The organism is Lysobacter enzymogenes, assembly GCF_900106525.1.
In the GTDB taxonomy this organism is placed as follows: domain Bacteria; phylum Pseudomonadota; class Gammaproteobacteria; order Xanthomonadales; family Xanthomonadaceae; genus Lysobacter; species Lysobacter enzymogenes.
On record NZ_FNOG01000002.1, the window covers coordinates 39,656 to 60,412 of the forward strand.

At 69.0% G+C, this 20,757-nt stretch carries 20 protein-coding genes and 1 pseudogene; 13 read left to right on the forward strand and 8 right to left on the reverse strand.

Annotation, left to right across the window (positions count from 1 at the left end):
* The first annotated feature begins 63 nt into the window (after window positions 1-63).
* The 6 genes from BLU84_RS04430 (at window position 64) to aqpZ (ending at window position 4,664) form a co-directional block, all read left to right on the forward strand.
* Window positions 64-549: a GlcG/HbpS family heme-binding protein gene (locus tag BLU84_RS04430; RefSeq protein WP_074863417.1), complete on the forward strand. Its 486-nt coding sequence runs from the start codon at window positions 64-66 to the stop codon at window positions 547-549.
* A 277-nt stretch (window positions 550-826) separates the two neighbouring features.
* Complete coding sequence (locus tag BLU84_RS04435; protein ID WP_074863418.1) at window positions 827-1,351, forward strand: SixA phosphatase family protein; 525 nt, start codon at window positions 827-829, stop codon at window positions 1,349-1,351.
* A gap of 344 nt (window positions 1,352-1,695) precedes the next feature.
* Window positions 1,696-2,082 (forward strand): hypothetical protein, encoded by a 387-nt coding sequence (locus BLU84_RS04440; protein ID WP_074863420.1) that lies wholly within the window; start codon window positions 1,696-1,698, stop codon window positions 2,080-2,082.
* Between the two features lie 166 nt (window positions 2,083-2,248).
* Window positions 2,249-3,109: a pirin family protein gene (locus BLU84_RS04445; protein WP_074863422.1), complete on the forward strand. Its 861-nt coding sequence runs from the start codon at window positions 2,249-2,251 to the stop codon at window positions 3,107-3,109.
* A 126-nt stretch (window positions 3,110-3,235) separates the two neighbouring features.
* Window positions 3,236-3,706 carry a hypothetical protein gene (locus tag BLU84_RS04450; RefSeq protein WP_139174656.1) on the forward strand — a complete coding sequence of 157 codons (471 nt, stop codon included), beginning with the start codon at window positions 3,236-3,238 and terminating at the stop codon, window positions 3,704-3,706.
* Window positions 3,707-3,950: 244 nt separating this feature from the next.
* A complete protein-coding gene (gene aqpZ, locus BLU84_RS04455) occupies window positions 3,951-4,664 on the forward strand; it encodes an aquaporin Z (protein WP_074863427.1) in 714 nt (237 codons plus the stop codon).
* Window positions 4,665-5,843: 1,179 nt separating this feature from the next.
* On the opposite strand, the gene BLU84_RS04460 is transcribed toward aqpZ, so the two are convergent.
* From BLU84_RS04460 to BLU84_RS04480, 4 genes and pseudogenes are all read right to left on the reverse strand, one after another.
* Window positions 5,844-6,701 (reverse strand): pirin family protein, encoded by an 858-nt coding sequence (locus BLU84_RS04460; RefSeq protein WP_074863429.1) that lies wholly within the window; start codon window positions 6,699-6,701, stop codon window positions 5,844-5,846.
* 233 nt (window positions 6,702-6,934) lie between these two features.
* The gene (locus tag BLU84_RS04465) at window positions 6,935-7,534 is read right to left on the reverse strand and encodes a class I SAM-dependent methyltransferase (protein WP_074863431.1); all 600 of its coding nucleotides are present in this window, start codon (window positions 7,532-7,534) and stop codon (window positions 6,935-6,937) included.
* 73 nt (window positions 7,535-7,607) lie between these two features.
* Window positions 7,608-9,986: pseudogene (rlmKL, locus tag BLU84_RS25415) on the reverse strand (bifunctional 23S rRNA (guanine(2069)-N(7))-methyltransferase RlmK/23S rRNA (guanine(2445)-N(2))-methyltransferase RlmL); the annotation flags it as partial.
* Window positions 9,987-9,988: 2 nt separating this feature from the next.
* Window positions 9,989-10,528 (reverse strand): alpha/beta hydrolase, encoded by a 540-nt coding sequence (locus BLU84_RS04480; protein ID WP_074863432.1) that lies wholly within the window; start codon window positions 10,526-10,528, stop codon window positions 9,989-9,991.
* Between the two features lie 231 nt (window positions 10,529-10,759).
* On the opposite strand from BLU84_RS04480, the gene BLU84_RS04485 reads away from it, so the two are divergent.
* From BLU84_RS04485 to BLU84_RS04495, 3 genes are all read left to right on the forward strand, one after another.
* Window positions 10,760-11,323, forward strand: coding sequence for an N-acetylmuramoyl-L-alanine amidase (locus BLU84_RS04485; RefSeq protein WP_074863434.1), 564 nt, complete (start codon window positions 10,760-10,762; stop codon window positions 11,321-11,323).
* Window positions 11,324-11,461: 138 nt separating this feature from the next.
* Window positions 11,462-12,361, forward strand: a complete 900-nt coding sequence (gene tesB / locus BLU84_RS04490; protein ID WP_074863435.1) for an acyl-CoA thioesterase II — start codon at window positions 11,462-11,464, stop codon at window positions 12,359-12,361.
* Between the two features lies 1 nt (window position 12,362).
* Window positions 12,363-13,211 (forward strand): hypothetical protein, encoded by an 849-nt coding sequence (locus tag BLU84_RS04495; protein WP_074863437.1) that lies wholly within the window; start codon window positions 12,363-12,365, stop codon window positions 13,209-13,211.
* Here BLU84_RS04495 and BLU84_RS28235 read toward each other — a convergent pair.
* Window positions 13,106-13,642, reverse strand: coding sequence for a DUF6053 domain-containing protein (locus BLU84_RS28235; RefSeq protein WP_425479324.1), 537 nt, complete (start codon window positions 13,640-13,642; stop codon window positions 13,106-13,108). The genes BLU84_RS04495 and BLU84_RS28235 overlap by 106 nt on opposite strands.
* Window positions 13,643-13,822: 180 nt before the next feature.
* Between BLU84_RS28235 and BLU84_RS04500 the strand changes: the two genes are divergently transcribed.
* The gene (locus tag BLU84_RS04500; RefSeq protein WP_074863439.1) at window positions 13,823-15,082 is read left to right on the forward strand and encodes an RNA polymerase sigma factor; all 1,260 of its coding nucleotides are present in this window, start codon (window positions 13,823-13,825) and stop codon (window positions 15,080-15,082) included.
* 125 nt (window positions 15,083-15,207) lie between these two features.
* On the opposite strand, the gene BLU84_RS04505 is transcribed toward BLU84_RS04500, so the two are convergent.
* Window positions 15,208-15,852 (reverse strand): EF-hand domain-containing protein, encoded by a 645-nt coding sequence (locus tag BLU84_RS04505; RefSeq protein WP_074863440.1) that lies wholly within the window; start codon window positions 15,850-15,852, stop codon window positions 15,208-15,210.
* A 193-nt stretch (window positions 15,853-16,045) separates the two neighbouring features.
* On the opposite strand from BLU84_RS04505, the gene BLU84_RS04510 reads away from it, so the two are divergent.
* The 3 genes from BLU84_RS04510 (at window position 16,046) to BLU84_RS04520 (ending at window position 18,785) form a co-directional block, all read left to right on the forward strand.
* The gene (locus tag BLU84_RS04510; protein WP_074863442.1) at window positions 16,046-16,780 is read left to right on the forward strand and encodes an arginyltransferase; all 735 of its coding nucleotides are present in this window, start codon (window positions 16,046-16,048) and stop codon (window positions 16,778-16,780) included.
* A gap of 125 nt (window positions 16,781-16,905) precedes the next feature.
* Complete coding sequence (locus BLU84_RS04515; RefSeq protein WP_170849090.1) at window positions 16,906-17,355, forward strand: hypothetical protein; 450 nt, start codon at window positions 16,906-16,908, stop codon at window positions 17,353-17,355.
* 194 nt (window positions 17,356-17,549) lie between these two features.
* Complete coding sequence (locus BLU84_RS04520; protein WP_074863444.1) at window positions 17,550-18,785, forward strand: endonuclease/exonuclease/phosphatase family protein; 1,236 nt, start codon at window positions 17,550-17,552, stop codon at window positions 18,783-18,785.
* 93 nt (window positions 18,786-18,878) lie between these two features.
* Here BLU84_RS04520 and BLU84_RS04525 read toward each other — a convergent pair whose 3' ends face one another.
* Window positions 18,879-19,850: a hypothetical protein gene (locus BLU84_RS04525; RefSeq protein ID WP_139174658.1), complete on the reverse strand. Its 972-nt coding sequence runs from the start codon at window positions 19,848-19,850 to the stop codon at window positions 18,879-18,881.
* The gene (locus tag BLU84_RS26115) at window positions 19,847-20,422 is read right to left on the reverse strand and encodes a hypothetical protein (RefSeq protein ID WP_139174660.1); all 576 of its coding nucleotides are present in this window, start codon (window positions 20,420-20,422) and stop codon (window positions 19,847-19,849) included. Before BLU84_RS26115 ends, BLU84_RS04525 begins: the two co-directional genes overlap by 4 nt.
* Between the last annotated feature and the right edge of the window lie 335 nt (window positions 20,423-20,757).

Sequence of the window (20,757 nt, forward strand, 5' to 3'; positions counted from 1 at the left end):
AAAGCACTGCCGCCGCCCCCGCCGCGCCGCTAGCCTCAGCGCACCTACCACCCGAGCCCGCGCATGCTCCGCCCTTCGCTCCCGCTCGCCGCCCTGCTGCTGATCGCCACCATGCCCACCCTCGCCGCCCCGCCGCTCAAGACCCAGCTGACCCAGCGCACCGTGCTCAACCTCGCGGCCGCCGAGCAAATCGCCGCGGCCGCCGCGGCCAAGGCGCGCGAACAGAACCTCACCGTCGCCATCGCCATCGTCGACGAAGCCGGGCGCCTGATGCACTTCCAGCGCATGGACGGCACACCCAACTCCAGCGTCGAGGTCGCCATCGGCAAGGCCGTGCACGCGGCCGATTACCGCCGCGACAGCGGCTTCCATCAAAAGCTGCTGGAGGGCGGCAACAACGTCGTGCTCGCCCTGCCGCATTCGTTGCCGATCGAAGGCGGCGTGCGTCTGCTGCTCGACGGCCAGGTGATCGGCGGCATCGGCGTGTCCGGCGCGCAGGCGGCGCAGGACGGGCAGATCGCCCAGGCCGGCGCCGACTTGCTGAAGTGATCGGCGTGCGCTGGCGCAGATTTCCGCTTCTGTCGCGATGAAGCCCTGGATGCCCGCCTTCGCGGGCATGACGTTGGGTGAGTGCGCGGCTTGATGAAGCCCTGGATATCCACGTTCGCAGGCATGACGTCGGGTAAGTGCTCGGCGTCTGCGCGGCGTCGTTCCCAGATCGTCATCCCCGCGAAAGCGGGGATCCAGAGACTTCAGCGCCATGCCACGGCAGAGCGCGCGGCCGCGCTGCAGTAAGCTGGCCTCTTCGCGTCCGCCTGGAGCCGCCGTGCACACCCTCGCCGCCTCTCTCGTTTCCGCCGCGCTGCTGGCGACGCTCGCCGGCTGCGCCAGCGCGCCGTCGGCGCAAACATCGCCTGCAGCGCGCTATGTCGTCGTGCGCCATGCCGAAAAGGCCGACGACGGCACCCGCGATCCCGACCTCGCTCCAGCGGGCCGCGAGCGCGCCCAACGCCTCGCCGCGCGCTTGCGCGAAGAGTCGCTGCGCGCGGTCTACGTCACCGCCTACCGCCGCACCTTGCAGACCGGCGAACCGGCCGCGCGCGCGCACGGCCTGACGCCCGTGGTCTACGACGCCAAGCGCGCGCCGGCCGAGTTCGCCGCGCAGCTGCTCCGCGAACATCGCGACGGCGCCGTACTCGTGGTCGGCCACAGCAACACCGCGCCCGATATCGCCGCCGCGCTGTGCGCCTGCGCGGTGGAGCCGATGCCGGAAACCGAATACGACCGGCGCATGATCGTCGACATCGACGCGCAGGGCCGGGCGACGCTGCGGATCGAACGCGACCGCTGATCGAGCAGCCGGTGTCGTTGGTGCCGTCGGTGTTATCGGTGTTGTCGGTGTTGTCGGGCCACGGGCCACGGCGTGTGGATGTTGCGGATGTGCGGATGCGCGGGCGTGCGCGTGCCGGCGTGCGCAAGCGATCTCGATCCGACGATCGCACGCAGGCGCTCGCCGCCGACTCACCGACGATTGCCGGCGATCAGCGACGCCGCGCACACACACCGCACCCGCAACTGGACGGCGCAGCGCGGATCGCCGAGGATCGCGCCGACGCGCACCGCTGCGCAAAGTCCGCGAAGGTCCGCGACGCACATCCGCGCAGCCGCACGACGCCGCCACCAGGAGCCCACCGCATGAAACTCGCCCCGTTCGCCGTCTCGCTCGCCTGCGCGCTCGCGCTGTCCGCCTGCGCCCACGCCGGCGGCGCCGGCCGCGCCCTTGCCGCCGGGCAATCGGCGCAGCTGCGCCCGGGCGACAGCGTGGCCCTGCCCGACCGCTCGCGCCTGCGCTTCGTCGAAGTCGTCAACGACTCGCGCTGCCGGCCCGGCCTGCAATGCATCCACGCCGGCGAAGCGGTGCTGGCGTTCGAACTGACCGGCGGCGACGGCGCCAAGTCGGCGCTGTCCTTCGACACCTCCGCGCCCGAGCCGCGCCAGCGCGCCGGCGCCTGGACGCTGGAATTGCAGTCGCTGGATTTCGCCGAGCCGCCGCAGGCCACGATCAAGCTCGAGGCTGAATAACCCCGAGATTCGCGGCAAAAAGCCGCAAACGTTGCGGCGCGGGGTTATGGGCTGCGCCCGCCGCGCACCACCCCGCCGCTTGCAACACCGAGTTGCGCACCCGGTTGCAAGATTGCAGCCAAGACGTGCCAATCTGCAGCCATCAGTCCTGCAGGAGATCACGTCCATGACCACGATCGTCGCCCCGCGCGTCCACGACCTCGGCGGCTTCCAGGTGCGCCGCGCCGTGCCCAGCCTGCAGGCCCGTTCGGTCGGGCCGTTCGTGTTCGTCGATCACATGGGCCCGGCCGAATTCGCGCCCGGCCAGGGCATCGACGTGCGTCCGCATCCGCACATCGGCCTGGCCACGGTCACCTTCCTGTGGTCCGGCGCGATCGGCCACCGCGACACCCTCGGCAGCGTCCAGGACATCCACCCCGGCGACGTCAACTGGATGACCGCCGGCCGCGGCATCGCCCATTCCGAACGCACCCCCGACGCGCCGCGCGCGGCCGGCCAGGCCGTGCACGGGCTGCAGACCTGGGTGGCGCTGCCGCGCTCGTTCGAGGAAACCGCGCCGGCCTTCCACCACCACCCCGCCGCGACCTTGCCGCAGCAGCGCCGCGACGGCGCCTGGCTGCGCATCGTCGCCGGCCGCGGCTTCGGCGCCGAATCGCCGGTGCGGGTGTTCGCCGACACGCTGTATGTCGCCATCGATCTCGACCCCGACGCCGAACTGGACATCGAGGACAGCCACGCCGAGCGCGCCCTGTACATCCTGGAAGGCCAGTCCCAACTCGACGGCGCCGATCTGCCGGAGAAACACCTGGTCGTGCTCGACCCGGGCACCCGTCCGCGCCTGCGCGCCAAGACGCCGCTCAAGGCCATGCTGCTCGGCGGCGAGCCGCTCGACGGCCCGCGCCACCTGTGGTGGAACTTCGTCTCCAGCTCGCGCGAGCGGATCGAACAGGCCAAGCAGGACTGGGCCGAAGGCCGTTTCGGCCAGATCCCCGGCGAGCACGAATTCATCCCGCTGCCGGAGCGATGATTTTTCCTAATCTGCTCTATGACTTTGCATAAGCGTTTGTCAATCCCCGCAAACTCGACTAAGGTCACGGTCGAGGGCTATCGCAACACTGCTTAAACCAACATTCGGTTTTCAGGGGGACGTGTCGTGAAGTCATGGGGTCAGGGCCGCGCTTTGCCGTGGCTGGGGTTGCTGTTCGTTTTGTGCGCCGCGGCGAAGGCCCAGGAGGCCCCGCCGGCGCAGGGCAATTGCCCGATGCTGCCGGCGTCCACCGGCCTGCACTGGGAATACCGCGGCACCGCCGACACCGACTTCTGCCGCGCGCTGCGCGAGGACGGCAGCGAAGCGTTCGGTCTTTACATCGCATCCAAGCAACCGTTCGAGCCCAAGCGCGGCAACCGCGCCGAAGACGCGACCATCGACGGCAAGCAAGTGCACTGGTATCGCAGCGAAATCGCCGGCAAGCCGGACGTGCAGGCGCGCGAGACCTTGATCGAGGTCGGCAACGGCAAGATCGCGCACGTGTGGCTGCAGGCGCAGTCGGCCGATCAGCTCAAGGAGGTCCTCGGCCAGACCGAGGGTTTGCGATTTCAGTCGTCCCGACTGAGCAGCAAGTAAACCGCCTCATCACATCGCAAATGATCCGATGCCACCGTCCTTGGGCGGTGGCATTGTTTTGCCGGTTCAGGGGCTGATAGTGTGACGAATTGCGCATTTTCCCCGGTTCGCGCAGCATGAGAATCGGCCTGGCTGAACAGGGTCTGCGTTAACGCCGCCCCCTGCTGAACAGGCGCGATCGTCGATCCCGGGGCCGCCGGCCTCTCGCAAGAGAGTCGCTCAACCCTCTTTAAGGAAAGACATCATGATCAAGCGACTGGGTGCGGAGTTCATCGGTACCTTCTGGCTCGTGCTCGGCGGTTGCGGCAGCGCGGTGCTCGCGGCCAACTTCGGCGGCGCCGGCAATCCGCTCGGCATCGGCCTGCTCGGCGTGGCCCTGGCCTTCGGCCTGACCGTGCTGACCGGCGCCTATGCGCTGGGTCATATCTCCGGCGGCCACTTCAATCCGGCGGTGAGTTTCGGCCTGTGGGCCGGCGGCCGTTTCCCGGCCAAGGACCTGCTGCCCTACATCGTCGCCCAGGTGCTCGGCGCGATCCTCGCCGGCTTCGTCCTGTTCCACATCGCCAGCGGCACCGGCAGCTTCAGCATCGATCCCAACGCCGCCGGCACCTTCGCCAGCAACGGCTACGACCTGATGTCGCCGGGCGGCTATTCGGCGGCCTCGGCGTTTTTGACCGAGGTGGTGATGACCGCGATGTTCCTGGTGATCATCCTCGGCGCGACCCACAAGAACGCGCCGGCGGGCTTCGCCCCGATCGCGATCGGCCTGGGCCTGACCCTGATCCATCTGATCAGCATCCCGGTGACCAATACCTCGGTGAACCCGGCCCGCTCCACCGGCGTGGCGCTGTTCGCCGGCGCGGCGGCGCTGAGCCAGTTGTGGATGTTCTGGGTGGCGCCGATCCTGGGCGGGTTGATCGGCGGTGCGGTGTATCGTTGGTTGGGCAAGGACGATTGATCGTTCGCTCATGCAAGAAAAAAGCCGCGCAGATGCGCGGCTTTTTTCTTGGTGGCACGCGAGCCGCCTAAGCCTCGTTGCCGTTGCTGTCGCTGTCGCTGTTGTTCGTCGCTCCCCCCGCCGCCCCGAACTCGCCACAGGCAATCAGAGACCCGAAGGGCGGCGCGCAGGACGCGCGCCGTGCGCCACCCAGGCCATGGATGGCCTGTGTGGCGCATCCCTGCGCAGGCTCCGAACCTTAGTGGCTCTTGATTCGAAAACAAGGAAAGCGCCTTTCTTTGGTTACTTTCTTTGGCAAGACAAAGAAAGTGACCCGGCCGCTTGCGGACGGAAGCTTTGGATTGCCGCTTGTCCTCACTCGTCATCCGAATAACGACGAAAGCCACCGCGGAACGCCCCCTGTAGGAGCGACGCAAGTCGCGATCGCGACAACACAACCATCGCGCAGGTGTCGTCGTAGTTGCGAATTCGCAGTCGCGGCTCGCGCCGTTCCTACAGTCGGATACGAAACTGGCCGGAGCCCCTGTAGGAGCGACGCAAGTCGCGACCGCGCCAACGCAACCACGACGAACTTCGCCTAAGCCCGATAGTTGCGTTTGACGACAAGCGAAGATCAACGGCTTCCGTCCGCAAGCGGCCGGGTCACTTTCTTTGTCCAAAGCAACAAAGAAAGTAACCAAAGAAAGTGCTTTTTCCTGTTTTCGAATCAAGAGCCACTATCGTTCGGAGCTTGCGCCGGGATGCGCCACACAGGCCATCCATGGCCTGGGTGGCGCACGGCGCGCATCCTGCGCGCCGCCCTTCGGGTCTCTATTTGCCTGTGGCGAGTTCGGGGCGGCGGGGGGAGCGAAGAGCAACGGCAACTGCAACTGCAACTGCAACTGCAACTGCAACTGCAAGATCAAATCAGGCCGGGCCTTCGCCGGAATAACGGGATCGTGATGTGTCGTCGTCGTTGCGTTGAAGCGGTCGCGGCTTGCGCCGCTCCTACAGTCGGATACGGAGCTTGCCGGAGCTGCGGCAGGAACTGCGCCTCGGGCTTGCCCCCGTCCGCAACAATGCGCCGACGTCGCCCACGCAGCGAAAAACTGGCGCGCACAACGAAAAGGCCACGCCGAAGCGTGGCCTTTCTTCGTAGCGGTTATCTGCGGCCTATGTGCTCGACCGCGAGCACGCGCCTCAGAACTTGCCTTCCTGAAAATCGACGAACGCCTGCATGATTTCCTGCTTGGTGTTCATCACGAACGGGCCATAACGCGCCACCGGCTCGCGCAGCGGGCGGCCGGCGACCACGATCAGGCGGCTGCCGCGGCCGGCATCGCCGAGCTTGAGCGTCGAACCGCCGGCGAGCACCGCCATTTCCTGCGCCTCGACGATGCGCGCATCGTCGCCGTCGCCGAGCGACACGCCGCCCTCGTAGACGTAGGCGAACGCGTTGTGGCCTTCGGGCAGTTCGTATTCCCAGGTCGCGCCGGGCTGCAGTTCGACGTCGATGTAGACCGGGTCGGTCGCCGGCTGGCGGATCGGACCGCGCACGTCGCCGATCTGCCCGGCGATCAGCTTGACCTGCACGCCGTCGGCCGGCGCCAGCTGGACGATGCGCTCCGGCGCGAACTCCTGGTACTTGGGCTCGGTCATCTTCTCGCGCGCCGGCAGGTTCACCCACAGCTGGAAGCCGCGCATGCGGCCTTGCTCCTGCTCCGGCATCTCCGAATGCACCAGGCCGCGGCCGGCGGTCATCCACTGCACGCTGCCGGGCACCAGCACGCCTTCGTTGCCGTGGTTGTCGCGGTGGCGCATGCGGCCGTCGAGCATGTAGGTCACCGTCTCGAAGCCGCGGTGCGGGTGCTCGGGGAAGCCGGCGAGGTAGTCCTCAGGCTGGTCGGTGCCGAATTCGTCGAGCAGCAGGAACGGATCCAGGTCGGGCAGCTGCGGCCCGCCGATGACGCGGGTCAGGCGCACGCCGGCGCCGTCGGACGTGGCCTGGCCGCGCAGCTTGCGGCCGACGCGGGCGTAAGTGGTGGCGGTGGTGGCCATGGGCCTTGCTCCTGAGCGATCGCCGGATTGGCGCTGGGGCTAGGATGCCACTTCATTTTCAGAACGATATAGCCAAAACCGCAATCATCCGTAACAAAAACAGAACGAAAGCGGGCCGGAGGCCTGAGCGGCGCGAGCCGCGACTGCGACAACGCGGCTACGGCGAAACCTTCGATGCGACCGGCCACCCCGCGGTCGCGGCTCGCGCCGCTCCTACAGGGGGCCTTCGGCGGTTACGGCGCGGCGGGTTCGCGGGTGTAGACGTACACCGTCGCCGGCGGCACGTTGCGCAGTACGAATTCGCCGCGGCGCACGCGCAGCGACAGCTGCCGCGCCACCGCGTCGGCCACCGGCGCGGCCGGGCCGTAGGTGAACTGCACGAATACGCCGCCCGGGCGCAGGCACTGGAACGCCGCGGCGAGGATGTCGCGCTGCAACGGGTGCGGCATGGTCAGCAGGCCCAGCCCGGACACGATCGCATCGGCCGGGCCGGCGGCCAGATAGCCCTGCTCGCGCGCCAGCGCCGGCAGCATGCGCGCGTCGCCGAGCAGCACCGGCACCTGCGGAAACCGCAGTTGCAGATGCGCGTGCAGTTCCTCGTTGAGTTCCAGCACCAGCAAGTCCGGGTCGCGGATGCCGGCCGCGAGCAGGGCGCGGGTGATCGCGCCGGTGCCGCCGCCGAGTTCGATCACGCGCGCGGCGTCGTCGGGCAGCTCGGCGATCATCGCCGCGGCCAGTTCCGCGCTCGACGGCGCCACCGCCGCGACCCGCAGCGGGTTCTTCAGCCATTGGCGGAAGAAGGTCCAGGCGCCGGGCTTGGGGTGCGCCTTCATGCGCGGCTCCCGACGCAACCGCGCGCGGGCGCGGGCGCGCCGGCGGCAACGCGCCTCTCGCAGCGGGCGGTCATCAGCGCGGCTCCAGGCGCCAGCAACGGTGGATGCGCGCGTCGCGTTCGAAGTCCGGCGGGATCGTCGCCGCGCTGATCTCCTCGCAACGGGCGAACTGCGCGATCGCGTCGCTGTCGAGGCGGAAGCGGCGGAAGTTGTTGGAGAAGTACAGCACACCGTTGTCGGCCAGCCGCGCCACCGCTGCGCGCAGCAGGCGCACGTGTTCGCGCTGGATGTCGAAATCGTCGGCGCGCGCGGAGTTGGAGAAGGTCGGCGGGTCGCAGAAGATCAGGTCGAAGCGGCCGCGCTCGGCTTCCAGCCAGGCGATCGCGTCGGCATGGATGAGCTGGTGCTGGGCGCCGCCCAGACCGTTCTCGCGCAGGTTGTCGGCGCACCACTGCAAATAAGTCGCCGACAGATCGACGGTGACGGTCTGCGCCGCGCCGCCGACCGCGGCTTGCACGCTGGCCGCGCCGGTGTAGGCGAACAGGTTGAGGAAGCGCTTGCCGCGCGCCTCTTCGGCGATGCGCAGGCGGATCGGCCGGTGATCGAGGAACAGCCCGGTATCGAGATAATCGAACAGGTTCACGCGCAGGCGCGCGGCGCCCTCGCGCACCGGCACGAACTCGCCGCGCTGGTCGAACTGGCCGTACTTGCTGCCGCCCTTGCCGCGCGCGCGGGTCTTCACTGCGATGCGTTCGCGCGGAACTTCGAACACCTCGCGCGCGGCCGCCAGCAGTTCGTTGCGGCGGCGGCGCTGGTCGGCTTCGGGGATGTCGGCCGGCGCGGCGTATTCCTGCACGTGCAGCCAGGTGCGCGGCGCGGCTTCGTCGCTGGCGTAGACGTCGATGGCCGCGGCGTACTCGGGCAGGTCGGCGTCGTAGGCGCGGAAGCAGCTCACGCCTTCGCGCTGGCGCCAGGACTTGAGCTTGCGCAGATTCTTGCGCAGGCGGTTGGCGACCATCTGCGCGCCTTCGCTGAGCGGCTGCGGCGCGGCGTCCTGCTCCTTGGCGCGCTGCTCGGCGTGGCCGACGCGGGCGATGGGATCGCAGACGATCAGCGCGCATTCGATCGCGCCGTTGAACACCTGGTACTTCTTGCTCGCGCGCAGGCCGGTGGCCTGGGCCAGCGCCGGATCGCCGCACAGCAGGCTGGCGCGCCAGGACGGGACCAAACGTTTCAGCGCGTCGCCGAGGCCGCGGTAAAGCGCGGGGTCGGCGGCGAGGCGGGCGTCGTAAGGGGGGTTGCAGACGGCGAGGCCAACTGGGGTAGCCGAACTCCCAACCGCCAGCGCCCCACCAGCGAAGCCATGCTCCGTCCCGGCACTCTTCTCCACCCCGTCAGCTTCGTCGCGATGAATCCCTGGATCCCCGCCTTCGCGGGGATGACGGTCGGACGGTTGCGACGCCGCTTGCGCCGCTGCACCGTCTTGCGCCGCTGCACCGTCTTGCGCAATTGCGTCGTCTTGCGCAACAGCGCTCGCCCGCAACGGCTCGGGCACCACCTGCAACGCTTCCACCGCCGCCACGTCCCAGCGGATCAACCCCGCCAGCCCCGCCATCGCTTCGTTCTCGCGCGCCGCGCGGATCGCTTGCGGATCGATATCGCTGCCGGCGAACACCGGCCGCAGCGCCGTCAAACCGGCGGTCTCGCGCGAACGCGCTTCGTCGCACAGCGCGCGCCAGCCGGCGAAGTCGAAACCGCGCCAGCGCGTCGGCGGCAGCAGGCCGTGGCGCAGCAAGCCCGGCGCGACGTCGGCGGCCATCAGCGCGCCTTCGATCAGCAGCGTGCCGCTGCCGCACATCGGGTCGAACAGCGCGCCGCCTTGCGCGTACACCTTCGGCCATTGGCCGCGCAGCAACACCGCCGCGGCGAGATTCTCTTTCAGCGGCGCCTCGCCCTGATGCTGGCGCCAGCCGCGCCGGTGCAGCGGGCCGCCGCCGAGGTCGATCGACAACACCGCGCGGCCCTTGCGCACCACCAGGTTCAAGCGCAGGTCCGGCGCTTCGGTATCGACGTCCGGACGCGCGCCGGTCTGCGCGCGCATCACGTCGACCACCGCGTCCTTGACCCGCTGCGCGGCGTAGCGCGCGTGGGTGATGGCCTCGCCGGAGACATGCGCGTCCACCGCCAGGGTGTGCACCGCTTCCAGGTGCTCGGGCCACGGCAGCGCGGCCACGCCGGCGTACAGCGCGTGTTCGTCGGGGCAGTCGAATTCGGCGATCGGCCACAGCACCCGGCTGGCCAAGCGCGACCACAGCACCGCGCGCTGGGCGTCGGCGAGCGTGCCCTCGACGTTGGCCCCGGCGGTGGCGGCGGTGGCGCGCTGGCAACCCAATGCGGCCAGCTCGTCGGCCAGCAGGTATTCCAGGCCCTTGCCGCAACTTGCGTAGAACTTGCTCATGCGTTGTACAGACTCTGCAACAGGCGGCGGAAAGCGGAGGCGCTGGCGTCGACGTGCGTGGACAGACGGTGGTTGTCGTCGACCAGCAGCAGGCGCGCGCGGCGCGGCTGCGCCCAGGCCACGACCTCGGCGGCGGGAATCAGTTCGTCGTCCCAGCCGTGGACGATGCTCAGCGGCACCGGCGCGGCCTGCAACGCGGGCGCCGGGCCCATGTGGATCGGCGGCGCCATCAGGAACAGGCCCGCGGGCCGCACCTGCATCGACACCGCACCGGAGATGTACGCGCCCAGGCTCGAACCGGCCAGCACCACCGGCCCGCGCTCGGCGGCTTCGCGCGCCAGCGCGAGCAGACGCTCGATGCGCGCGTACACGTCGCCGTAGGGGCTGATGTCGCTGCGCGCGTCCAGGTCGGTGTAGTCGGGGCGCTCGGCGGTCCAGCCTTGGCTGCGCGCGGCCTCGGCCAAGGCGGTGACCTTGGTGGCGTCGGGGCCGCTTTCGAAGCCATGAGACAGGATGCAGTGTCCGGTAAGGACCATCTTCAGAACCGTTGGGAAGTAAGTGCCGGCCGCTTCGAGGCGAACCGCCGGCGGCGAAACGATTGCGGTGGGGTCGGGGCGCGGCGGACGCCGGCCGTCATCGCGCCTGGGCGCCGGGCCCGGCCGGGCCGCGGGATCGCGCGGGACGGGGCATGGCTGGGGCGGAGTCGGCGGGCGGCGGGATCGGCATGGCGGGCTCCGGGCAAGGCGCGAATGGTAGCATCCGGGCCCATGCCGCCCCTGAATTTCGCCCTCGCGCCCCTGCCCTACGAAACCCGGCTGGAGACGCGCGATCCGGCCGCGATCGACCTGGCGGTGATCCATTGCACCGAGCTGCCGGAGCTGGCCACCGCGCGCGAGTACGGCGAGCGCGTGCTGTATCCGGCCTCGGGCACCGGCAACAGCGGCCACTACTACATCGACCGCGACGGCGCGGTGCTGCGCTACGTCGCCGACGAGCGCATCGCCCACCACGTGCGCGGCTACAACCCGCGTTCGGTCGGGATCGAGCTGGTCAACACCGGGCGCTATCCGCACTGGCTGGATTCGCGCCATCAGGCGATGGACGAGCCCTACCCCGCGGCGCAGATCGACGCGCTGCTGGCGCTGCTGGCCGACCTGCGCGCGCGGCTGCCGTCGCTGCGCTGGATCGCCGGCCACGAAGACCTGGACACCGCCACGGTCGAAGCCAGCGACGATCCGGCCGTGCAGGTGCCGCGCAAGCGCGATCCCGGCCCGCGCTTCCCGTGGCCGCAGGTGCTGGCCGGCTGCGGCCTGGAGCGTCTGCAGCCCTGAGCCGGCCGCGTCGCCGCGAGCGCCGCGCCGACGCCCGCCGCGCCTTGCCGCGCAAGCCCCGGCGCGCCCCCCGCGCGCGCCAGGAGCGTGTCCGCCGTCCCGCTATACTCCCCCGCGACCTCCCCATCCGACCGTCCGATGACCACCTCACCCGTCTCCGAACTGATCGAACTGCTGTCGCTTGAGCGGCTCGAAGACAACCTGTTCCGCGGCCAGAGCCGCGACATCGGCACCAAGTACGTGTTCGGCGGACAGGTGCTCGGCCAGGCGCTGTCGGCGGCGCAGGCGACGCTGGATTCGGCGCGCTCGGCGCATTCGCTGCACGCCTATTTCCTCAAGGCCGGCGACATCGAAGCGCCGATCGTCTATCAGGCCGACCGCACCCGCGACGGCGGCAGCTTCTCGGTGCGCCGGGTCACCGCGATCCAGCACGGCCAGCCGATCTTCTTCCTCGCCGCCTCGTTCCAGGTCGAACAGGACGGCGGCGAGCACCAGTTGTCGATGCCGGAAGTGCCCAAGCCCGAGGACATCGCGCCGGCGCCGCCGGTGCCGCCGGAGGTGATGGCGTCGCTGCCGAACAAGGTCCAGCGCTGGCTGTCGCGGCAGGGGCCGTTCGAGTTCCGCCACGTGTACCCGCGCGACGAACTCAACCCGCCCAAGCGGCCGCCGTATCAGCAGGTGTGGTTCCGCCTGAGCGAGCGCGTCGGCGACGCGCCCGAGCTGCACCGCGCGCTGCTGGCCTACGCCTCGGACTTCCATCTGCTCGGCACCGCGACGTTTCCGCACGGCATCAGCTACTACCAGCCCAACGTGCAGATGGCCTCGCTCGATCACGCGCTGTGGTTCCATCGCCCGTTCCGCGCCGACGAGTGGCTGCTGTATTCGATCGACAGCCCCAGCGCGCAGGGCGCGCGCGGGCTGGCGCGCGGGCAGATCTACGACCGCGACGGCCGCCTGGTCGCCAGCACCGCGCAGGAAGGCCTGATCCGCGTGGTCGCCGACCCGGCCGCCGCCACCCACGTACCGGCGAAGGAATGAGATGAGGCAGGTCTTCAGCAGTTCCCGCCTGGAGAACGTCGAAGGCGTCGCCCAGTTCCTGCGCGAGGCCGGGATCGAGGTGCGGGTCACCAACGACCGTTCCTACAAAGGCAATCGCCGCTCCAGCTTCAGCTATCGCGAAGACGCCGGCGAGCGGCCGACGGTGTGGGTGATCCGCTCGGAAGATCAGCTGCGCGCGCGCGACCTGCTGCGCGAGGCCGGCCTGATCGACAGCACCCGCAGCGAGCAGGCGAACCAGGCGCCCTACCGTTTCCGCTCCGACGCCGAGCTGGCGCGCCGCCCCGGCGACAAGCGCATGCTGCGGATCAAGGTCGGCCTGCTGGTGTGCATCGCGGTGGCGATGGGGCTGGCGCTGTTCCAGGGATTGCGCCATCGCCCGGCGCCGAGTGCGCCGGTGGACCCGGCCGAAACCGCGCTGGCCGCGCGCGCCTTCGACGGCAGCGTCGCGGCCACGCCGCGCGCGCTGGCGCAGGCGGTGTTCGCCGCACAACTGGCCGAAGCCGACCAACCCACCCAATGCCTGCGCCTGGACCGCGGCGACGCCCCGCGCGCGCTGCTGAGCGCGCTGACGCGACCGGGCCTGCGTCTGTTGCCGGCCAGCCAGTGCGAGGAGATCGCCGACGACAGCGGCAGCCGCGCGCGCGACGGCCAACCGGCCGAACTGATCGAACTGCGCGCGTTCCGGCCGACCTCGAAGGACGCCGGCACGATCGAATACAGCGCCTACTTCAACCGCTCGGTGGCGGTGTACAAAACCCTGGCGGTCGAGCGCGTCGATGGGACGTGGCGGGTGGTGAAGACGCTCAAGACCGTGCGTGCGATGGGGTGAGTGGTGGGAAGGGCGCCGGCGCTTGTCGGAGTCGATTCTTGTGGGTGCCGGCTCTTGTGGGAGTCGGGTCTTGTGGGAGTCGGCTCTTGTGGGAGTCGGCTCTTGTGGGAGTCGGTTCTTGTAGGTGCCGGCTCTTGTGGGAGTCGGTTCTTGTAGGTGCCGGCTCTCGTGGGAGTTGGTTCTTGTTGGTGCAAGCTCTCAGAGGCGCCGGATCTTGAGAGGTGTCGGCTCTCGAGAGGGCCGGCTCTTGTGGGAGGGGCTTCAGCCCCGACGCCTTTGGACCAGCCCGCCTTGTAGCTTCGAGCGGTCCGACAGGAAAGCGTCGGGGCTGAAGCCCCTCCCACAAGAGCCGCCGCCCCACAACAGCCGCCCTCCCACAAGAAGCGCCTCCCACAAGAAGCCGCACCTACAAGCCGCAGTTGCAAGAGCACCTGCCTCGACCGGCCTTCTGCGCAGACAAACCGCCGCCCTTAAAGCAGTCACATTTCCCAGCCGCCGCCGTCTCGGACTCCAGGCATCGCCCGATGCCGCCGCAGCCAGGAGCCCGACCGCATGCGCCACGCCGCCCACCGCATCGCCGCCCACCGCCCCGCCACCGCATCCCGCCCGCGATGAACGCCGACACCCTGCACTCGCTGATCGGCCACGAGCTGCCGCTGGCCTCGCGCGGCGACAGCGCCGCCTACTCGCGCATCGTCGGCGCCTGCCAGAACTCGGTCACCGCCATCGCCCTGGCGATGGTGCGCGACGTCCACGCCAGCGAGGACATCGCCCAGGAAGCCTTCCTCAGCGCCTGGCAGAACATCCGCAAGCTGCACAACCCGGCCAGCTTCCTGCCGTGGCTGCGCCAGATCACCCGCAACCTCGCCCGCGACCACCTGCGCGGACGCGGGCGCCAGCCGCGCGAAGTCGAGGACGCGGACCTGGCGATCGAACTGGCCGCCGACCCCGGCCCCAACGCGATGGAGCGCCTGCTCGAAGCCGAGCGCACCCAGGTCGCCGCCGAGCTGATCTCGGCGCTGCCCGACGAAAGCCGCGAAGTGCTGTTGCTGTATTACCGCGAAGGCCAAAGCTCGCAGCAGGTCGCCGCCTTGCTCGGCCTCAGCGACGCGGCGGTGCGCAAGCGCCTGTCGCGCGCGCGCGGCGCGGTGCGCGAGGAACTGCTGGAACGCTTCGCCGTGTTCGCCCGCGCCAGCGCGCCGTCGGTCGGCTTCACCACGATGGTCGCCTCGGCGCTGGGCGTGCTGGCGCCGCCGTCGATCGCCACCGCCGCCGTGGCCGGCAGCGCGGCCGGCTCGGGCTTGGCCGGCAAGCTCGGCCTGGGCGCGTCCTCGGCCAGCGGCGGCGTCGCCGGCGGCGGGTTGATGGCCATGCTCGAACGTCTGCACGCGCCGCTGGCCGGCAACGGCGAGACGCTCGCGCACGGCGCCCAGCTCGGCCTCCAGCTCGGCGGCGTGGTCGGCGGCATTGTCGGCGGCGTGGTCGGCACCTACGCCACTGGGCGCGTGCTGCTTCGCCACGCCCGCGACGCGCAGGAACGCCGGCGCGTGTACCGCCTGTTGATGGTGATGACGGCGCTGGCCGCGCTGGTGTGCTTCGGCCTGCTGGCGGTGCTGGCGATAACGACCGGCTGGCTGGCGCCGCTGACGTTCGCGCTGTTGTCGATCGGCGCGATGACCTGGCAATTGCTGCGCTGGATCCCGCGCGAAATCGACCCGATGATCGAACGCACCCGGCGCGAGACCGGCTACGACCTGCGCCGCACCCGCACTTATCGCTGGATGCTCAGCAGTGAGGCGATCGTATGGAGCAGCGTTTTCCTGCTCGCCACCATCGTGTGGGTGCTGCACCACGAAGGCCGCTTCGGCTGAGCGCGGGCCAATGCGATGCCGGCGGCGCGCGATGGATAAAACGCGATACATAAAAACAGGGCGCCTCGCGGCGCCCTGAACTACAGCTAGGGAGGGGTCGGTGGCCGCATCGCGGCCGCCGGGGTTCAGCGATGCGCGTCGGGCTTGAGTTCGGTCTTGCTCAGGAAACCGTCGCGGTTCTCGTCGAGGAAGGCGAACTGCGAGGCCAGCCGCGGCATCTTTTCCTGCACTTCGATCTTGCTCAGCTTGCCGTCGTGGTTGAGGTCGGCTTCGGCGAACTTGGCGTCGAAGCGCTGGGCCCGCTCGGCTTCCCACTTCGGCCGTTCGCGCTGCATGTAGGCGCGCAGCTCGCTGCGCACGATGTAGCCGTCCTTGTTCGTATCGATCTGGGCGAAGTTCTGCGCCAGCCGCGGCGACTTGGCCGCCTCGGCCTGGCTGATTCGGCCATCGCCGTCGGTGTCGAGCCGGGCCGCGCCGCCGTGGCGTCCGCCGTGCTCGCGGCCGCCGCGGCGCTGCGGGCGCTCGCTGGCGTCGAGCTTGCCGTCGTGGTTCTTGTCGAGCTCGTCGAAGCGCTCGGCCAGGCGCGGGAACTTGGCGGCTTCCTCACGCGAGATCACGCCGTCGCCGTTGGCGTCGATCTTCGCGCGCGGACGCTGCTGCCCGCCGGCGCCGGAACCGGCGTCCTGCGGCGCGGCGAACACGGCGGTCGCCGCGCCGGCGAACATGGCGGCCGCGGTGATCGCGGCCAGGTAAAGGGGGAAACGGGTCATCGTCGACTCCTGCAGCAGGCGCCACCGCGGCGCCGATGACCGGATCAACGCCCGGGCCGCGTGGCGGTTGACAAGGGCCGCGCCGATCCGGGCCCGCCACCCGCACCGTTCAGCGCCACACCCGCGCCGCGCGGCTGCGCAAACCGGGAGCCACTGCATGCGCAACTCACCGACCCGGCGCTATGCTGAGCGCATGGGCACGCAACCGCAGCCGGACAGCGACGACCTCCGCCTGTTCCACACCGGCGAGCACGCCTGCGGCTACTGGCCCGAACGCGTCGCCCGCGACCTGGTGCTCGACCCGCGCGATCCGCGCCTGCGCGACTGGTATCCGCACGCGCTGGGCTGGGGCTTCCGCCGCTCCGGCGACATCGTCTACCGCCCGCATTGCAGCGGCTGCCGCGCCTGCGTGGCGGTGCGCATTCCGGTCGACCGCTTCCAGCCCGACCGCAGCCAGCGCCGTTGCCTGGCGCGCAACGCGCAGGTGGAGATGCGCGTGCACCGCGCCGAGCGCACGCCCGAGCAACTGGCGCTGTACAAGCGCTATCTCGCCTCGCGCCACGCCGGCGGCGGCATGGACGGCCACGGCGCGATCGAGTTCGACCAGTTCCTGATCGGCAGCTGGAGCGAGAACCGCTTCCTGGAACTGCGCGAGGCCGGCCACGGCCGCCTGCTCGCGGTCGCGGTGACCGACGTGGTCGAGGACGCGCTGTCGGCGGTCTACACCTTCTACGACCCCGACCTCGCCGACCGCAGCCTGGGCACGCTGGCGATCCTGCGCCAGATCGAATGGGCGCGGCGCGAACGCCGCCGCCACCTCTACCTCGGCTACTGGATCGCCGGCCATCCGAAGATGGACTACAAGCGCCGGTTCCGACCGTTGGAGGCATTCGATGGTCGCGATTGGCGGGTTTTTACACATTCGTAACACGCCTCTCGTTCAGGTCGTGTATCTCGTAGCCGCGTCGTGATCACGACGCGCGGGATGGCGCCACTCGCTGGCCTGGCAATGGAGCCGCCACCCTCATCACTTATCGCCACATGGAGTCCGCAATGAAATTGAAGGTCCTGTTCCTGGCCGCCGCCGTCACCCTGGCGCTGGCCGCGTGCAACAAGCCCGCCGACAAGCCGGCCGATGCCGCGCCGGCCGACGCCGCCGCCCCGGCCGCTGCCCCGGCGGGCGACGCTGCCGCCCCGGCCGCGACCCCGGCTCCGACCGATGCCCCGGCCGCTCCGACCGACGCCGCTGCCCCGGCCGCCGCGCCGACCGCCAGCGTCGGCGTGCCCGAGTGCGACGACTACCTGACCAAGGTCCGCGCCTGCCTCAGCGACAAGGTTCCGGCCGAACAGCGCGCCGGCCTGCAGGCCGCGCTCGACCAGAGCCAGAACGCCTGGGCGCAGATGGCCGCCACCCCGCAGGGCAAGACCGCCCTGGCCGGCGCCTGCAAGACCGCGCTGGAGCAGAGCAAGGCGCAGTACTCGGCGATGGGCTGCACGCTGTAATCAGCAACGCCTGTTCCACGACGACGCCCCGGCTTGCCCGGGGCGTCGTTTTTTGCGGAGCCGGCCATCGCGGCGGCCATGCAAGACCGCAGGCGGCGCCGGCAATGGCCGCTGCCGGCCGTGCCGCTGCCCGCCCCCGATCCGGCCCGAAACCGTAACCATCCCGCCGCCCGCCCCATGCGATCATCGCGCGCATGTCCAGACTCCTCCTCCCCTGCGCCGCGCTCGCCGCGGCCCTGCTCGCGGCCTGCACGCAAGTGAACGTCCACGGCGACCCCAAGGCTTACGTCCGCGCCCAGAGCGAGGCCGCCGCGCCCGCGCGCCTGCGCGTGGCCACCTACAACACCTCGCTCTACGACGAGACCGACGGCGGCCTGATCCGCCGTTTCGAAGCCGGCGACGACAACGCGCGCAAGATCGCCGCGGTGCTGCAGCGCGTGCGCCCGGACCTGGTCCTGCTCAACGAATTCGACTACGACCCGCAACAACGCGCGGCCGACCTGTTCCAGCGCAACTATCTCGAAGTCGCCCAGCCCGGCGGCGGCGAAGCGCTGCGCTATCCCTACCGCTACCTCGCCCCGGTCAACACCGGCGTGCCCAGCGGCCTGGACCTGGATGGCGACGGCAAGGCCGGCGACGCCGCGCGCAACGACCGCGCGCGCGGCAACGACGCCTGGGGCTACGGCCTGCACCCGGGCCAGTACGGCATGCTGGTGCTGTCGAAGTACCCCATCGACACCGCCGCCGTGCGCAGCTTCCAGACCTTCAAGTGGTCGCACCTGCCCAACGCGCGGCAACCGCGCGACCCGGCCACCGGCAAGCCGTGGTACTCGGCGGCGGTGTGGCCGCAGCTGCGCCTGTCGTCGAAATCGCACTGGGACGTGCCGGTGAAAACGCCGCTGGGCGTGCTGCACTTCCTCGCCGCGCATCCGACCCCGCCGGTGTTCGACGGCCCGGAAGACCGCAACGGCGCGCGCAATCACGATGAAATCGCGCTGTGGGCGCGCTACCTCGACGGCGGCAAGCCGGCCTGGCTGTGCGACGACCAGGGCCGCTGCGGCGGCCTGGCCCAGGATGCGCGCTTCGTCATCGTCGGCGACATGAACGCCGACCCGGTCGACGGCGACGGCGTGCCCGGCTCGATCAAGCAATTGCTCGACCACCCGCGCGTAGACGCCAGCCACATCCCGCACAGCGAAGGCGCGCGCGAACGCGCGCAAGGCTACGGCTTCGCGCGCAAGGGCGACATCGCCACCCACACCGGCGACTTCGGCCCCAAGGCCGGCACCCTGCGCCTGGACTACGTACTGCCCTCGCGCGGCTGGAAGGTCGAGGACACCGGCGTGTTCTGGCCGAAGGCGGGGACGGAAGAATCGAAGATCTCCGAGGCCAGCGACCATCATTTGGTGTGGGTGGATTTGGCCCAGTGAGTCGCCGCGCAGCGGTGGGCGCCGTTCGGCTGCGACCCTCGTCGCCGCCGAACGGCGCGCATGCGCTGCCGAATCTTTTCGCTCGGTTACTCGCTAGTGCATCAAGCCGGATTCACGCAATGCCGTCAGCAGCGCTTGCGGTGGGCCGGACCGGCTCCAGCCCACGCTTTTGCCGACCAACTTGTCTGCCTTGAAAAAGAAAAAAGTCGGTTGCCTTGTGAAATCCACGTCCTTCCAGGCCGAATGATTGAAGGCGATACGGATCGGGCTATTCGGGAAATCCGCGTTCCATCGCTTCACCTCAACAGGATCGAAAGTCCGGTCCGCCGGCGTAAGCCATAACGCGCCGCCCCGCCGAAAAGCCTCGCGAAGACCAGCATCGCCGGCAATGCCTCGAGCGGCATCGCGGGCGGCATGGCAACCGGAAACGATGAGGATCTGCACTTCGTCGCCGGGCGCACTCGCATTGCGAAGCATGAGCTTGTCGCCGGAGTACTCGAAGTAGCCCGGACGCGCAGGGTCGAAGCCCTCGGCGGTATCGAATGTCGGAACGGTCCGACCCCGCAGGGCCGAACTCGTCCGGGCGAGATCTCTGGCCTCATCGAACCTACGCGCGGCGATCAATGCATCGTAAAGATTCTGATCGTTCGACTCGGATTCGCCACCCGCAGATTGAAGCAGACCGCGCGCGCGGATCATATCTTCGATATAGCGGGGATTGTCTTCGACTCTGAAGTACATCGTGTAGCTGGCCATCATATTCGCCGCATCGAACAAAGCCTGCGAATCCTCGCGCGAAATTCCTTGCTGGCGCGCAACCGGACCGAAATGCAAAGCGTATTCCACATTCAGCCTATCGGTCTTCTCGGCCGTCGACAGTTCGGGCTGGCGACTGAGCGCCAACATGACGGACCGGTAACGCTCGCTCAGCGAACCAGCCCTTGATGGAGCGGCCGCAACCACAAGCGCTATGAACACGCTCGCAAGCCTTACAAGGGCCATGAAATCTCCCGATGAAAAGCGCCAGACCAACGGCCTGGCGCCCGAACGATATTGCTCAGTCACTTTCCGCAACTGCTCGCACAGATATCGCCAAAGCTGAAATTGCAAGAATACGTATCGCCGCCGTCGTTAGAGCAGACGTAATCCGTCTTCGTCTTGCCTCCGCCTGCCTCGCACATCGGAGAGTTCGGATCCTCACAAACATCGCTCATTGGGCTTACGGCCAGTCCTTGTCCGGCGGGAACGAACTGCAGCGTAGGAATATTCGCAACCGTTTCCTGAGCACCGAAAAGAGACAGCACCCGCGCGATCTCGTGTACCGTCAGATGCGGCGACAACCCCAGGTACGAATAGGAGCCGAGCCCTTTCGGCGTAAAAACGAGGCTGTCGATGAAATTCTGCAGAACAAGGGGAGGAAGCTTGTTCAGCGGGGAGTCGCTGTTGCGCGACATGTACTCAAGCAAAGCCGCCTTCGACGCAATATTTACGTCGCCCTCGCGAACCTGCGCTTGACTCCATTGACCATCAGAGCCGCCACTGGCGATGTCGCGAGGAGCCGAAACCGCCGAAGTCGAAGTCACAAAAACGCAGCAAGCGAACACAATCCGTCCGTACCTCGAAAACCCGATCCGCATGAAGCCTCCCTTGTTGGCAGTTGCAGCGCTTTTCAGTTAGCTGCCGCGCGAAGACGCGCCACTGATCCTCTGCCAACGACCGAAACCTGTAAATATTCGGGTTACTTTGCATTCGCGGAAAATGCAAATCAGCATCACACAAGCGAATAGAAACGGGGCAGCGCAAGAACTTCAACCTGGCATCCGAGCGACTCCATAAAGACGAAGCTCTCCACCTTCCCGAACTCAATAGGAAAAACCCCGTCTCTCGATTCTTATCCCGCCTAAGTCGGAGAGGCATACAGTCAACATCTTTGATGCTGATTTATTCCACACATAACACCGACCGCCTTGCT